The organism is Rhizobium tibeticum (assembly GCF_900110205.1).
GTDB classification, from domain to species: Bacteria; Pseudomonadota; Alphaproteobacteria; order Rhizobiales; family Rhizobiaceae; genus Rhizobium; species Rhizobium tibeticum.
Genome location: NZ_FOCV01000008.1, coordinates 201,312 through 215,012, shown reverse-complemented (window position 1 = coordinate 215,012; position 13,701 = coordinate 201,312). Strand labels below are relative to the sequence as shown.

Annotated in this window: 10 protein-coding genes and 1 pseudogene; 10 read left to right on the top strand and 1 reads right to left on the bottom strand. The window is 61.3% G+C overall.

Annotated features, from left to right (window positions below; all coding sequences use genetic code 11):
- Positions 1 to 333, bottom strand: a 333-nt coding sequence (locus tag BSG20_RS11685) for a nucleotidyltransferase domain-containing protein (protein ID WP_143147475.1), incomplete at its 3' end; no start/stop codon positions are given.
- Positions 334 to 460: 127 nt separating this feature from the next.
- Between BSG20_RS11685 and BSG20_RS11680 the strand changes: the two are divergent.
- From BSG20_RS11680 to BSG20_RS11635, 10 genes and pseudogenes are all read left to right on the top strand, one after another.
- Positions 461 to 823 (top strand): annotated as a pseudogene (locus BSG20_RS11680) (gluzincin family metallopeptidase); the annotation flags it as partial.
- Between the two features lie 203 nt (positions 824 to 1,026).
- Positions 1,027 to 2,055: a substrate-binding domain-containing protein gene (locus BSG20_RS11675; protein ID WP_072374657.1), complete on the top strand. Its 1,029-nt coding sequence runs from the start codon at positions 1,027 to 1,029 to the stop codon at positions 2,053 to 2,055.
- A gap of 181 nt (positions 2,056 to 2,236) precedes the next feature.
- Positions 2,237 to 3,763, top strand: a complete 1,527-nt coding sequence (locus BSG20_RS11670; RefSeq protein ID WP_072374660.1) for a sugar ABC transporter ATP-binding protein — start codon at positions 2,237 to 2,239, stop codon at positions 3,761 to 3,763.
- A gap of 16 nt (positions 3,764 to 3,779) precedes the next feature.
- Positions 3,780 to 4,769: an ABC transporter permease gene (locus BSG20_RS11665; RefSeq protein ID WP_072374662.1), complete on the top strand. Its 990-nt coding sequence runs from the start codon at positions 3,780 to 3,782 to the stop codon at positions 4,767 to 4,769.
- A 1-nt stretch (position 4,770) separates the two neighbouring features.
- On the top strand, positions 4,771 to 5,778 hold the full coding sequence (locus BSG20_RS11660; RefSeq protein WP_072374664.1) for a sugar-binding transcriptional regulator: 1,008 nt from the start codon (positions 4,771 to 4,773) through the stop codon (positions 5,776 to 5,778).
- On the top strand, positions 5,775 to 6,770 hold the full coding sequence (locus tag BSG20_RS11655) for an aldo/keto reductase (RefSeq protein ID WP_072374666.1): 996 nt from the start codon (positions 5,775 to 5,777) through the stop codon (positions 6,768 to 6,770). Before BSG20_RS11660 ends, BSG20_RS11655 begins: the two co-directional genes overlap by 4 nt.
- A gap of 11 nt (positions 6,771 to 6,781) precedes the next feature.
- The gene (locus tag BSG20_RS11650; protein ID WP_072374668.1) at positions 6,782 to 8,530 is read left to right on the top strand and encodes a glycerol-3-phosphate dehydrogenase/oxidase; all 1,749 of its coding nucleotides are present in this window, start codon (positions 6,782 to 6,784) and stop codon (positions 8,528 to 8,530) included.
- Complete coding sequence (locus tag BSG20_RS11645) at positions 8,503 to 9,345, top strand: class I fructose-bisphosphate aldolase (RefSeq protein ID WP_072374670.1); 843 nt, start codon at positions 8,503 to 8,505, stop codon at positions 9,343 to 9,345. The genes BSG20_RS11650 and BSG20_RS11645 overlap by 28 nt, the downstream gene beginning before the upstream one ends.
- Before the next feature lie 101 nt (positions 9,346 to 9,446).
- The gene (locus tag BSG20_RS11640; RefSeq protein ID WP_072374672.1) at positions 9,447 to 10,976 is read left to right on the top strand and encodes an FGGY-family carbohydrate kinase; all 1,530 of its coding nucleotides are present in this window, start codon (positions 9,447 to 9,449) and stop codon (positions 10,974 to 10,976) included.
- A 2-nt stretch (positions 10,977 to 10,978) separates the two neighbouring features.
- A complete protein-coding gene (locus BSG20_RS11635) occupies positions 10,979 to 12,598 on the top strand; it encodes a GMC family oxidoreductase (RefSeq protein WP_093041123.1) in 1,620 nt (539 codons plus the stop codon).
- Positions 12,599 to 13,701 lie beyond the last annotated feature (1,103 nt).

Sequence of the window (13,701 nt, the reverse complement as noted above, 5' to 3'; positions counted from 1 at the left end):
CTTCAACAGCTGCTCGTCGATGCCTTGCCAGAGGTCATGCTCGTCGGCAAAGGCCTTGGTGTTGACGACGATCAACAGGTCGTAGTCAGAGCGGTAGCCGCTGAGGCGATCCTCGACCCAGTCACCCCTGGCGTAGGATCCATACAGGATGACCTTCAGGATCCTGCCGGCGCTTTTCTTCTCCGACAGCTTGCTTGCTTGAAACCCCTCGACCTCGGCAAATAGGATCTCGATGATGCGCGCCAACTCGCGCCGCTTCCTGTCCGGCAGGTGCTCAATGTGATCGGTCAGGGTCAAAGCAGCGTCGAAGCCTTCAGTGTGAATCGCATCCATCGTAGCTGTTCCATCATGATTGCACACCCCAAACCGTTTACGCGAACGTCATAATAACCACAATTATAAGATGGATAAGTTTCGAGTGGGTACCTAAGCGGAGGTCCGCAATGGGGCCGAGGAGCGCTTGATCTCGCGCGCCGTTGAAGATCTCGCAGATATTGCCGAATTCGATCCGGCTGCCGAGGCACCCGTGCAGTATGCTTTCGACCGCGCTTTCGAAAGAAACTCAGACGGACTTGTCGAAGCACTGCTCGATGCGCGCGATATCGCCGGAACCTATCTGGCAGAAACCTTATGGGCTCTCGCTCCCGATTTTCTGGACTACGGAGATGTCGCGAGAGCGTTGCTTGCGATTGATCGGGACGAAAGTGGTGGCCAATTCGCAAGGATCATCAGCAGGAACTTCAGGCAGCGGGCGATCGGCGAATTACACGCTGGTCCACACCTCAAAGGCGGCGAGCATCGCAGCCATGTCCACTCTGCGCGGATGTTCTCCACCCAGCCTCATTCAGTCCGCTTCGCTTATCCATGAAATATATTTCATTAAGTGAATTATATTGACATACATTTCGTCTTCGCCTTTATTGCTCTCATCGGACTTCGAGGAGGAAGTTCGGTTTCAACGCGGTCAGCGGCGTCGACGTGACGCCCTCAGGCTTTTGGGAGGGGCTTCGGCCTCGAGGAGGAATCTTGCGCAAATTTATCAGCTCGACCGCCATGGTGGTCCTTGCAGCAACGCTTTTTACCGGCACAGCATCCGCGGAAACGGACAATCCGTTCCGCTGCAAACCTGGTGAAAAATACGTCATGAACGTCATGGTCTCGGGCGTGGAATACTGGTTCCCGGTCTATGAAATGTTCAAGCAGGCAGGCCAGCAGCTCGGCTGCGAAACCGAATATACCGGCACGCCGGAATATGACGTCAACAAGCAGATCGCAACCTTCGACCAGGCTCTGGCCCAGAATCCGGCTGGCATCCTCGTCCATCCGATGAACTCCGATCCGTTCATCGAGCCGATCAACCGCGCCATCGAGCAGGGCACGGCCGTCGTCACGTTTGCCGCCGACTCGCCCCTTTCCAAGCGCGTCTCGTTTATCACCTCGGACAACACCCGCGAAGGCATCTATGCCGCCGACGCAATCGCCGAGAAGCTGGGTGGCAAGGGCGAATATGCAGTTCTGGAAAATCCGGGTCAGGACAATCACGACAAGCGCATCGCCGCCTTCATCGGCCGTATGGAAGAAAAGTGGCCGGACATGAAGCTGGTCGGTCGCGCCGCTTCCAACCAGGACCCGACCAAGGCCTATCAGGGGCTTTCAAGCATCATCCAGGCAAATCCGAATCTCGGCGCGGTCTTCATGCCGGAAGCGAACTCCGCGATCGGCGCCTCACAGGCGTCCAAGGAAAACGGCGGCAAGGTTCTTGTCATGTGCGCCGACGTCAACGCCAACATTCTCGACATGATCAAGGCTGGCGAAGTCTTCGGCTCGATCAACCCGAACCAGGGCATGCAGGGTTACATGGGCTTCATGCTGTTGTGGCTTTCCAAGCATCCGGAACTGATCGACCCAATGAACGACGCCAAGCGCTCGGGCTTCAACCCGATGAGCATCCCGGTGGTCGATAATGGTCTTTCGATCGTCACTGCCGAAAATGCCGAGGACTTCTATTGGGATAAGTACCTGAAGCGCCGCGGCACGAAGGGTATCGAGGAGTAAGGGCATCGGCCTTTGTCCCCTTCGCCCCGGCGGGGAGAAGGTGGCCCGGAGGGCCGGCCCTGAATCTGCCGCACTCCCCCTCATCGCCTTGCAAGCGAGGCACTTCTCCCCGCCGGGGAGAAGAGGCAGATTATCGCAGCCGCCTCGATCCGGGACCTGGCTATGAATAAGGAAAATGAAGATGGCGGAGCCGGTGCTCACCATTCAAGGTATGACCAAGCATTTCGGGGCGATCCGGGCGCTGACGGATGTCAACTTCACGCTCGAGCGCGGCGAAGTCCATGCGCTCTGCGGCGAAAATGGCGCCGGAAAGTCGACGCTGATGAACATCATCGCTGGCGTCCTACAGCCGACCGACGGCGAAATCCGCGTCGATGGAAAACCCATCCGCATCGCTTCACCGGCTGCCGCGCAGGCGCTCGGCATTGGTCTGGTGCATCAGGAAATCGCGCTCTGCCCTGATGCGACGGTGGCCGAGAATATGTTCATGGCCGCGACCAGTCGCCGGCGTTCCCCTTTCATGAATTACGGTGCTCTGGAGCGCGATGCCCAGCGGGTGATGAACCGGCTGGCTGCCATCGACGTCCGCCAGAAGGTCGCGGATCTTCCGATTTCCAGCCAGCAGCTTGTCGAGATCGCCAAGGCGCTGACGCTCGACTGCCGCGTGCTCATTCTGGACGAGCCGACCGCAGCGCTTACCGAAACCGAGGCGCAGCAGCTCTTCTCCATCATCCGCGACCTCAAGGCGAACGGCATCTCGATCATCTATATCAGCCACCGCATGGCCGAGATCTTCAGCCTCTGCGACCGCGTGACCATCTTTCGTGACGGCCGGTATGTCTGCACCGACAAGATCGACGATGTCACGGCCGATGATGTTGTGCGCCGCATGGTTGGCCGCGAGATCACCCAGCTCTATCCGGAAAAGCTCGGGGCCGAAGACGCCTCCAGCGAAACCATCCTCGAAGTGGATGGCCTCGGCGATGGCGCTCGATTCCATGATGTCAGCTTCGATCTGCGCCGGGGTGAAATCCTCGGCATCGGTGGCCTGATCGGCTCCGGCCGCACGGAGATCGCCGAAGGCATTTGCGGGCTTCGAGCACATACGGCAGGCGAAGTCCGCCTGCATGGCAAGCCACAGGCGATCCGAGCCTATGCGGATGCGGTCAAGACGGGCATCGTCTATCTGTCGGAAGACCGCAAGGGGTCCGGCATCTTTCTGGAAATGTCGATTGCCCAGAACATCTCGGTGCTGAACTTGAAGGCGCTCACTAACCATGCGGGCCTGCTGAACGGCCGTGCCGAGGCGGCGCTGGCGGAGGATTTCGCGCGGCGGCTTGCCGTGCGCATGGGCGGCGTCGAGGCGCCGGTGAAGTCGCTGTCCGGTGGCAACCAGCAGAAGGTGGCGATCGCTAAGCAGCTTGCGGTGAAGCCCAAGGTGATTCTGATGGACGAGCCGACGCGCGGCATCGATGTCGGCGCCAAGACCGAAATCCATCGGCTGCTGCGCGATCTCGCGCGCTCAGGCATCGGCATCGTCGTCATCTCATCGGAAATGCCGGAATTGCTAGGACTTTGCGACCGCGTGCTGGTCGTCAGGGAGGGACGTCTTGCCGGCGAGCTTGGCCCGGAAGACATGACGGAAGAAGCCGTGATCCGCCTTGCATCGGGGATCAGTGCGGCAAGGACGGCAGATCATGCCGCGTAAGGAGGGAGAGACGGGAATGGCAATCGACACGATGGCGGCGGACATGGCAAAGACGGGGCACTGGAAACGCATCGGCACCATGCGCGAAGCGGGGTTGATCGCGATCATCCTGACGCTCTGCATGATCATGAGCTTTGCCTCGCCGCACTTCCTCACGCTCGGCAACTTCCGCGCCATGCTGATGAGCTTTTCGGTGGAAGGCATCGTCGTCGTCGGCATGACGATCCTGCTCATCGTCGGCGGTATCGATCTCGCGGTCGGCTCGGTCGTCTGCTTTGCCATGGTGCTCTCCGGGTCGCTTTTCCTTGCCGGACTCGATCCGTGGACGGCCTCGCTGATCGGCATTCTCGCCAGCGGCGCCATTGGGGCGATCATGGGGTTCTTCGTGACGGTGGTGGGGCTCAACCACTTCATCACCTCGCTTGCCGGCATGGTGATCGTGCGCGGGCTTTGCCTGGTCATCACCAAGGGCACGCCGCTGTCGCTCTTCACGCTGCCGGCAGGCTTCAAGGCGGTCGGGCAAGGCACCTTCTACGGCGTTCCCTATGTGATCCTGATCTTCGTCGCCGTCGTCATCCTGTTTGATTTCCTGCTGCGCCGGGCAACGGCCTTCCGCAAGGTGTTCTATACCGGCAGCAACGAGAAGGCGGCGCTCTATTCCGGCATCCGCACCAACCAGGTGAAGTTCTGGGTGACGGTTCCGTGCTCGACGCTCGCCGGTGTCGCAGGCGTCATCTATATGTCCCGCTTCGGTGCCGCGACGCCCACTTTCGGCGTCGGCATGGAGCTGAACATCATCGCTGCGGCGGTCATCGGCGGCGCTTCGCTGAACGGCGGCTCGGGTACGATCTTCGGTGCCATCCTCGGCATCGCGCTGCTCTCAGTCGTCACCTCATCGCTGATCCTGCTCGACGTTTCCGTCTATTGGCAGGACATGATCAAAGGCTGCATTCTGCTCGCTGCCGTCTCCATCGACCATTTCCTGCACAAGCGGAAGGCCGCCTGATATGCCGATTGCCAAACTGAAACCCAAGACAACTGCGCCGCGCGAGGAAATCGTCATCGCGCGCCAGATGCACCAGGCGCTCGTGCTGCACTTTCTCGAAGGTTTGACGCAATCGCAGATTGCCGACCAGCTCGGCATCTCGCACGCCACCGTGAACCGGCTGATCAAGCGCGGCCGCCAACTCGGCCTCGTCGAAATCAAGATCAAGTCGCCGGTCGAACCGCTGGTGGATATGGAAGAACGCCTGCTGGCACTCGGCGGCATCGGTCGCGCCGTGGTGGTGCCGACCGTTTCCGATAATCCGCAGACGGCGCTGCAAGCGGTTGGGGAAGCGGCGGCACGGCTGCTGCTGGAGGAAATTGCTGATGGCGACACGATCTGCATCACCGGCGGCAAGGGTGTCGGCGCCGTCGTCGCCGGCCTGCAGCCCGCTCGCCGCTTCGATGTCGAGGTGATCCCGGCGACCGGCTGCGTGCAGGGCAAGCACTATACCGACGTCAACCACGTCTCGACCCTGATGGCAGACCGGCTCGGTGGACGCTCCTATCAGATCCATGCGCCGCTCTTTGCCGATGATGCCGAGCAGCGGGACATGCTGATCAATATGCGCGCCGTCGCCGATGTCTTCCAGCGGGCGCGGGAGGCCAAGATTGCGGTGGTCGGCATCGGCTCGATCCTCAGCACAGATTCGACCTATTACGATCTGCACCCCTCCTCCAGCGAGGACCGCAAGGCCATCGAACATTCCGGTGCGAGCGCGGAACTGCTCGCTCATCTGCTCGATGGTGAGGGCCGGGTCTGCGACTACAGTCTCAACCGAGTACTCGTTTCTCTGACGCTGGAAGAGTTCGCCTCGATCCCGACGAAGATCGGCGTGGCAAGCGGCCTCAACAAGGCCAGCTCGATCCTGAGCGTGCTGCGAGGCAACCACCTCGATACGCTCGTCACCGACGAGGCGACCGGGGCACGCATTCTTGAAATAGCATCCGAGGAAGGGTTTTCGGCATGAGCAGCGAACAGTTGATCCGCGAGATCGGGCGCTCCGGCGTCAAGGCGTCTGCCGTCGGGCTCGGCACCTGGGCGATCGGCGGCTGGATGTGGGGCGGGACCGACGAGGCGCAATCCATAGCCGCCATTCAGGCCTCGCTCGATGCCGGCGTGACCCTCATTGACACGGCTCCGGCCTATGGTCTCGGCCGCTCGGAAGAGATCGTCGGCAAGGCGATTGCCGGGCGCCGCGACAAGGCCGTCATCGCCACCAAATGCGGCCTTGTCTGGCATACGCGGAAGGGCAATCACTTCTTCGATCAGGACGGCAAACCGGTTCACCGCTATCTCGGGCGCGACTCGATCATCCATGAGGTGGAGGAAAGCCTGCGCCGGCTCGGCACGGATTATATCGATCTCTACATCACCCACTGGCAGGACGCGACGACGCAGATCGAGGAGACGGTGCGGGCGCTGGAAGAGCTGAGGGCGGCCGGCAAGATCCGCGCCATCGGCGCCAGTAATGTCGATCGCTCCGAGCTTCAGCAATATATCAGCACCGGATCGCTCGATGCGATCCAGGAGCGGTTCAGCATGATCGATCGCGAGATCGAGGCGGGCCTGCTGCCGCTCACCGTTCAAAACGGCGTGTCGACGCTCAGCTATTCCTCGCTGGCGCTCGGCCTGCTCTCCGGCACCATCGAACCGGACCGCGTCTTTTCGGGTGATGACCAGCGCAAGGACAACCCGCGCTTCTCCGTCGCCAACCGGCAGAAGGCGAAGGCGTTTTCCGAGGCGATCCGGCCGGTCGCGGAGCGGCATGAGGCCAGCATCGCGCAGGTGGTGATCGCCTGGACGCTGGCGCAGCCCGGCGTGACCTTTGCCCTCTGTGGCGCGCGAAACCCGGCGCAGGCGCTCGACAATGCGCGGGCCGGAACACTCAGGCTTACTGCGGAAGAACTTTCGGCCATCGACGCGGCGCTGGCTGCGAAACTGGCCAACATGGACGGATAACAGGCTGTCATATGAACCGTGAAGAGACATTGGACGGGCTCCGCAAGAGCCCGAAGGTGGACGTGTGCGTCCTCGGCGGCGGCATCAACGGGCTCAGCGTCTTTCGTGAGCTTGCGCTGCAGGGTGTGAACGTGCTGCTCGTCGAGAGGGGCGATTATTGCTCGGGTGCGAGTGCAGCGCTGTCGCGCATGGTGCATGGCGGCCTGCGCTATCTCGAAAATGGCGAGTTCAGCCTTGTCCGGGAATCGCTGGTTGAGCGTGACCGGCTGCTGCGCAACGCGCCGCATTACGTCGCGCCGCTGCCGACCACCGTTCCGATCTTCGATGTCTTCTCCGGCCTCGGCAACGGCATCGTGCGTTTCCTCGGCCTCACCCACCGCCCGAGCCGCCGGGGCGCCATCACCATCAAGGCAGGGCTCGGCATCTATGATTTCCTGACCCGCAAGCGCGCATTGATGCCGAAGCATCAGTTTCGCGGTCGTCGCAGCACGCTTGCCAAATGGCCTGCGCTCAATTCCGCGATCCGCAATTCCGCCACCTATTACGACGCCTGGGTCAGTCACCCGGAGCGCATCGGTGTCGAGATCTTGCGCGACGGGCTCTCTGCCGGCCCGAATGCCGCTGCTTTGAACTATGCAACGATCGAGCAAGCCCCGGCTGGAGGTTTCCTCCTGCGCGACGACGTCTCCGGCGAGGTGCTGACGATCAACCCGTCTCTCATCATCAACGCCACCGGCGGCTGGATCGATATTGCCAACGGCGCGCTCTTTCCGGAGGATGCACGGCCCGCGCCGCTGATGGGCGGTACGAAGGGCTCGCACCTGATCATCGATCATCCCGGCCTGCGCGACATGCTCGACGGCCACATGATCTATTACGAGAACGAGGACGGACGCATCTGCATCCTGTTTCCCTATCTCGGCAAGGTGCTGGTCGGTTCGACGGATATCCGGGTGGACGACCCTAGAACTGTGCGCTGCGAGGCAGACGAACGGGATTATATCCTGCAATCGCTCGCCTTCGTGTTGCCGGGCATCGTCATTCGGCCGGAGGAGATTGTCTTCCAGTTTGCGGGCGTGCGGCCGTTGCCCGCCAGCAACGACAGTTTTACCGGCCGCATTCCGCGCGATCATTTCTGCACGATGCTTGAAGGCAGCGATGGCGGTCCCCCTGTGCTCTGCATGATCGGCGGCAAGTGGACGACTTTCCGTTCCTTCGGGGAACTCGCCGCCGACATGGCGCTGGAACAGCTTGGCTTGCCGCGCCGGCTGGATACAGCCGAACGCACGTTCGGGGGAGGGCGCGGCTTTCCTGATGATCGCGATGACTGGCTGCGGCAACTTTCGGCCACGACTGGCCTTGCCGCCGATCGTGTCGCCACGCTCTTTACACGCTATGGCACCGATGCCGCCGAGATCGCCCGCTTTATCTGCGCGGGCGCGGATCAAGCCCTGCCCCACGCCGGCTACAGCGCCCGCGAACTCATCCATCTCATCCGCTCTGAGGCAGTCGAGCATCTGGATGATCTGCTGCTGCGGCGAACGACGCTGGCCGTCAGCGGCGAGCTTTCGCTTGATGTTGCAGATGTCGCCCTTGCTATCCTCGCCGCCGAGAAGGGCTGGCCGCCCCAGCGCGCGGCCGAAGAGCGCGCCCGTTTTCTGACCCTCCTGAACGACCGCCACGGCGTTTCGGAGGATACCCTTTCCGCGAGGAACGAACAAAGGAGTGAACTATGCGAGACATCAGCAAGGTCCGGATGAACCGGCTGTTCCGCAACGGCCGTTGCCTGGATGTGGCGATCGATCATGGCGTTTGTAACGAGCCGTCTTTTCTCGACGGGCTGGAAAATATGCCGGCCGTTCTGAAGGCGTTGGTCGATGCGAAGCCCGATGCGATCCAGATGAATTACGGCCAGGCCGACCTCCTACAGAGCCTGCCCGGCAAGGACAAGCCGGCGCTGGTCATGCGCATCGACATGGGCAATCCCTACAACCGCATCCGTCACCGGGATATGTGGGCCGTGCTGCAGAACGAGGCCGAGCCGCTGATCGGCGCGCTGCAGATGGATGCTGCCTGCGTCGTTGTCAATCTGTTCATGCTGCCGGACGAGCCCGATCTCTTCCGCCAGTGCGTCCAGAACATTGCCCGCGTCCGCGCCGACTGCGAGAAATACGGCATGCCGCTGATGATCGAACCGCTGGTGATGCAGCCGGTAACCGAGCGCGGCGGCTACATGGTCGATGGCGATGCCGAGAAGATCGTGACGCTGACGCGGCTTGCCCGCGAAATGGGCGCCGATATCGTCAAGGCCGACCCGACGACCAACGCGGGGGACTTCCACCGCGTGGTTGAGGCAGCGCGCTGCCCGGTGCTGGTGCGCGGCGGCGGCAAGGAAGACCTGTCCGCCGTCTTCGCCAAATCCGCCGGCTTGATGCGGCAGGGGGCGATGGGCATGGTCTATGGACGCAATATCTATCAGCATACCAATCCGAGCGCCGTCGTCCGCGGTCTGATGGCGATCATCCATGAGGACAAGAGTGGCGAGGAGGCGTTTGCGCTTTATCAGCAGGGATGAGGTTGGGTTCCCTCTTCTCCCCAGCGAGGAGAAGAGGGTGTCGGCGCTGGGCTTTCGGCCCGAACCGCGCAAGACTGTCAGAACCTTGGGAGGGGTTCGGAATGGAAAAATATCTGTTGGGGCTCGATGCCGGAAACACCGTCATCAAGGCCGTGATTTTCGATCTTAAGGGCAGGGAGGTGGCCTATGCCGGAGAGGAGGGCCATAGCCGCATGCCGTGCCCCGGTCATGTGGAGCGGGATCTCGGCGAACTCTGGGCCAATGCCAAACGGGTGATCCGCACCTGCCTCGACAGAGCGGGCATTGCTGCCAAGGATATCGCGGCCATCGGCTGCGCCGGCCATGGTAACGGGCTCTATGCGCTCGATCGCGACGGCCAGCCGCTTCTCGGCATCCAGTCGCTCGATACGCGCGCGATCGGGCTTGTTGAGGAATGGGCGGCCGAAGGGGTCGGCGACCGCACGGTGCCGATCGCTCGCCAGCGCCCCTGGCCCTCCCAAACGCCGACGCTGCTCGCCTGGCTGAAACGCCATCGTCCCGAGCTTTTCCAGCGCATCGGCACGGTGTTCCTCTCCAAGGATTTCGTCGTCAACCGGCTGACGGGAAACCGTGTCAGCGAGGTTTCCGACATGTCCGGCGCCGGCTTGCTGGATCTCGCCGCCCGCCGCTACGACAGGACGCTGATGGCGGCCTACGGGCTTGCCGACAGCATGCATATGCTGCCGCCGTTGATCGAAAGTACCGATATCGCAGGGCATGTAACGGAAGATGTGGCGACAGAGACCGGGCTTGCCGCGGGCACGCCGGTTGTTGGCGGGCTGTTCGATGTTGTGGCGTCGGCGCTCGGCTCGGGGGTGTCGCGCACCGGCAGCGCCTCGATCATCGCCGGCACCTGGAGCATCAATCAGGTGATCATCGATGGCCCCGACCTCGATGGCCCGGTTTTCATGTCCTCCACCTTCGACCGCAGCCGCTACATGGCGATGGAAAACAGCGCCACATCGGCCGCCAATCTCGAATGGCTGGTGCGGGAATTCTTCGAGGACGAGCATCAGGAGGGCGTCTCGCCCTTCGACGCGGCTTGCGCGCTCGCGGCTGCGGTCGCGCCGCTTGCGGATGATCCGCTCTATCACCCCTATCTCTATGGCGCCCAGCAGGATGGCCATGCGCGAGCCGGTTTCTATGGCATGGCTGGCTGGCACACCAAGGGGCATCTGATCCGCGCACTTCTGGAAGGTGTCGCCTTCGGTCATCGTCAGCATATCGAGACCATCCGCAAGGCGGGTGCGACCTTCGAGGAGGCGGTGCTCTCTGGCGGTGGGTCGCGCAGCAGGCTCTGGCCGCAGATTTTTGCGGATGTATTGGGCGTTCCCGTCACCGTTGCTGTGTCGCGGGAGACCGGGGCGCTAGGGGCTGCGATTGCGGCCGGGACCGGTGTCGGATTGTTTGCCGATTTCACCGAAGGAGCCACCGCCATGGTGCGAACCGATCGGCATTATCAGCCCAATGCTGTGCTTTCGGCCCACTACGCCCGTCGTTACGGACTTTACAAGGATATTAACGAGGCGATGACACCGCTGTGGCGGCGGCTTTCGGAGGCGCAAAGTCTCGCAAAAGGAGTTGCAGCGTGACCATGCCCATGAATGAAGCGCCTGTGGATGAAGGCGTTTACGATTTCATCGTCGTCGGTGCGGGGTCGGCCGGTTGCGTGATGGCAAACCGGCTCTCGGCTGATCCGAGAAACCGGGTGCTGCTGCTCGAGGCCGGCGGCTCGGATCGGTATCACTGGGTCCATGTGCCGATCGGCTACCTCTATTGCATGGGCAATCCGCGCACCGACTGGATGATGAAGACGGCAGCTGAGGCCAGCCTCAATGGCCGGACGCTCAATTATCCGCGCGGAAAGGTGCTCGGCGGCTGCTCCTCGATCAACGGCATGATCTATATGCGCGGGCAGGCGGCGGATTACGACGGCTGGCGGCAGGCAGGCAATGCCGGTTGGGGCTGGGATGACGTGCTGCCCTGGTTCCTGAAATCGGAAGACAATTATCGCGGAAAATCGGCCTTGCACGGGGCGGGAGGCGAGTGGCGCGTCGAACGCCAGCGGCTGTCCTGGCCGATCCTCGATGCCTTTCGCGATGCGGCCGAGGAACTCGGTATCCGCAAGACCGACGATTTCAACGACGGCGACAATGAAGGGTCCGGCTATTTCGAGGTCAATCAGAAGGGCGGCCTGCGCTGGAACACGACGAAAGCCTTCCTGCGCCCGGCGATGAAGCGGGAGAACCTGCGCGTGCTGACGGGCGCGGAGACCGAGCGGCTGGAATTTGATGGCAAGGCTGTATCCGGCGTGCGCTTTCGCCTCAATGGCCGCTCCTGCGTCGCCCGCGCGTCGCGCGAGGTCATTCTGTCTGCGGGTTCGATCAACTCCCCGAAAATTCTGGAGCTTTCGGGCGTCGGGCGACCGGATGTGCTGTCGAGCCTCGGCATTCCCCTGCATCATGAGCTTCAGGGTGTCGGCGAAAACCTGCAAGACCATCTGCAGATCCGAACCGTCTTCAGGATCGAGGGTGCGCGCACGCTGAACCAGCTTTACCATAACCTGTTTGCCCGTGCGGGCATGGGTTTGCAGTATGCGATCAGCCGTTCCGGTCCGCTCTCGATGGCGCCAAGCCAGCTCGGGATCTTCGCCAAAAGCGATCCGTCCGTCGCTACCGCCGATCTCGAATATCACGTTCAGCCGCTCAGCACCGACCGGCTCGGCGAGCCGCTGCATCGTTATCCTGCCGTGACTGTCTCTGTCTGCAACCTCCGGCCGGAAAGTCGCGGCACGGTGCATATAACGACACGTGATGCCTCGGCCGCCCCTGAAATTCGTCCCAACTATCTTTCGACCACGGGCGACCGGCTGCTCTCGGCAAATTCGATCCGTCATGCGCGCAGCCTGATGGAAACGAAGGCTATCTCCCGTTTTCGACCGCAGGAGATGCTGCCGGGCCGGGAATATCAGAGCGATGACGAGTTGATCCGGCGTGCAGGTGATATCGCCACCACGATCTTTCATCCTGTCGGCACCTGCAGGATGGGAAGCGATCCGATGGCGGTGGTGGATGCAAAGCTACGCGTGCACGGGCTTGAGAAGCTACGCGTCGTCGATGCCTCGATCATGCCGACGATCGTGTCCGGCAATACGAACTCCCCGGTGATCATGATCGCGGAAAAGGCAGCAGAGATGGTGCTGAGGATGCAATAGCCGGACGGTGTTTTCTTCCATCCGACTAGACATCCGGGAGCATCTACAGGTACCCCAGATGTTCATGTTCAGCGCTGTGCCAATGGTCAACGTGCCGCACACATCTGCCGAGATGCAGGCCTTTTTTGTAAGTCCCTGTGTGGTCAGGCCCCCGCAACCAAATCTTAAAAAGCAACCGAAATAACCAGACCCAGATGGCGCTGGCGATCCTAGCGCAGCCGTCGTGCTCAATTCCGACTTCACAGCTTCACGACTTCACGGCCGCTCCTGCAGCTATTAAGGGCGGCGCTCACCGAGAATTCCGCACGACAGCGTTCAAGCCGATTTTGGTAACCTCGGACTTTCTGAGAGAACTCGTGCTTGGGCTATGGAAACGCCATAAGATGCAATCAGCCACAGGCTGAGTGCGACCGCACGGGGTACCGGCTGTTCACCCGACGCCCACCGGCGGCTCGTGAGTTCATCGACGCCAAAAAGCTCTGCGGCGACGCTTGCTGTCAAGCCAGTGACAGCCAGCGCCGCCCTGTATTCGGACGGAGTCATTTGATGCGTTCCCGGCGCGATTTGCGCGCGTTTTATTTCGTTGTGCCGCACTCTAACTTTCATTTAATTTCGTGATATCTAATATACGACATTTATTTGTCGTTTTACGACCCGCCGCCTTTAGTTCTGGTTCGCGCGTCGAGACCCGGAAGACGCAAGAAGAAACGAGCCCGGCGACTAGACATCGATTGCCGCGCCGTTTGAAGAAGACAACCTACCCGGTTCGACATTGACAGTACGTCATCCATGGAAGACCGAAGCGTAATCGATAGGCTACTTTACACAAGTTTGATCCGAAACGAATTTCAGGGGAGTGCACCATGCGCGCCGGTCCCATGGAGACCTTTATCACTGTCACCACCACGGCTTGCCCGTCAGCAGACGGCGATTTTTGTCATAAGGCGACGCTGCATTAGGATATTCTTAAAGTTTGCCACGCAGGCTAATCGTGTCGCAGAAGTAATAGGTCGCGACAGGCAACATCGACTAGCTGAAATTGGTCCGTCTCTTTGGAGGCGGACCTTTTGCTTTGACAAGAGACCAAAAAGCCCAAGAGCCAT

Coding starts and splice junctions, on each gene's coding strand:
- BSG20_RS11660 (WP_072374664.1), top strand. CDS start 4,771: ATGCCGATTGCCAAACTGAAACCCAAGACAACTGCGCCGCGCGAGGAA.
- BSG20_RS11645 (WP_072374670.1), top strand. CDS start 8,503: ATGCGAGACATCAGCAAGGTCCGGATGAACCGGCTGTTCCGCAACGGC.
- BSG20_RS11670 (WP_072374660.1), top strand. CDS start 2,237: ATGGCGGAGCCGGTGCTCACCATTCAAGGTATGACCAAGCATTTCGGG.
- BSG20_RS11650 (WP_072374668.1), top strand. CDS start 6,782: ATGAACCGTGAAGAGACATTGGACGGGCTCCGCAAGAGCCCGAAGGTG.
- BSG20_RS11640 (WP_072374672.1), top strand. CDS start 9,447: ATGGAAAAATATCTGTTGGGGCTCGATGCCGGAAACACCGTCATCAAG.
- BSG20_RS11665 (WP_072374662.1), top strand. CDS start 3,780: ATGGCAATCGACACGATGGCGGCGGACATGGCAAAGACGGGGCACTGG.
- BSG20_RS11655 (WP_072374666.1), top strand. CDS start 5,775: ATGAGCAGCGAACAGTTGATCCGCGAGATCGGGCGCTCCGGCGTCAAG.
- BSG20_RS11635 (WP_093041123.1), top strand. CDS start 10,979: ATGCCCATGAATGAAGCGCCTGTGGATGAAGGCGTTTACGATTTCATC.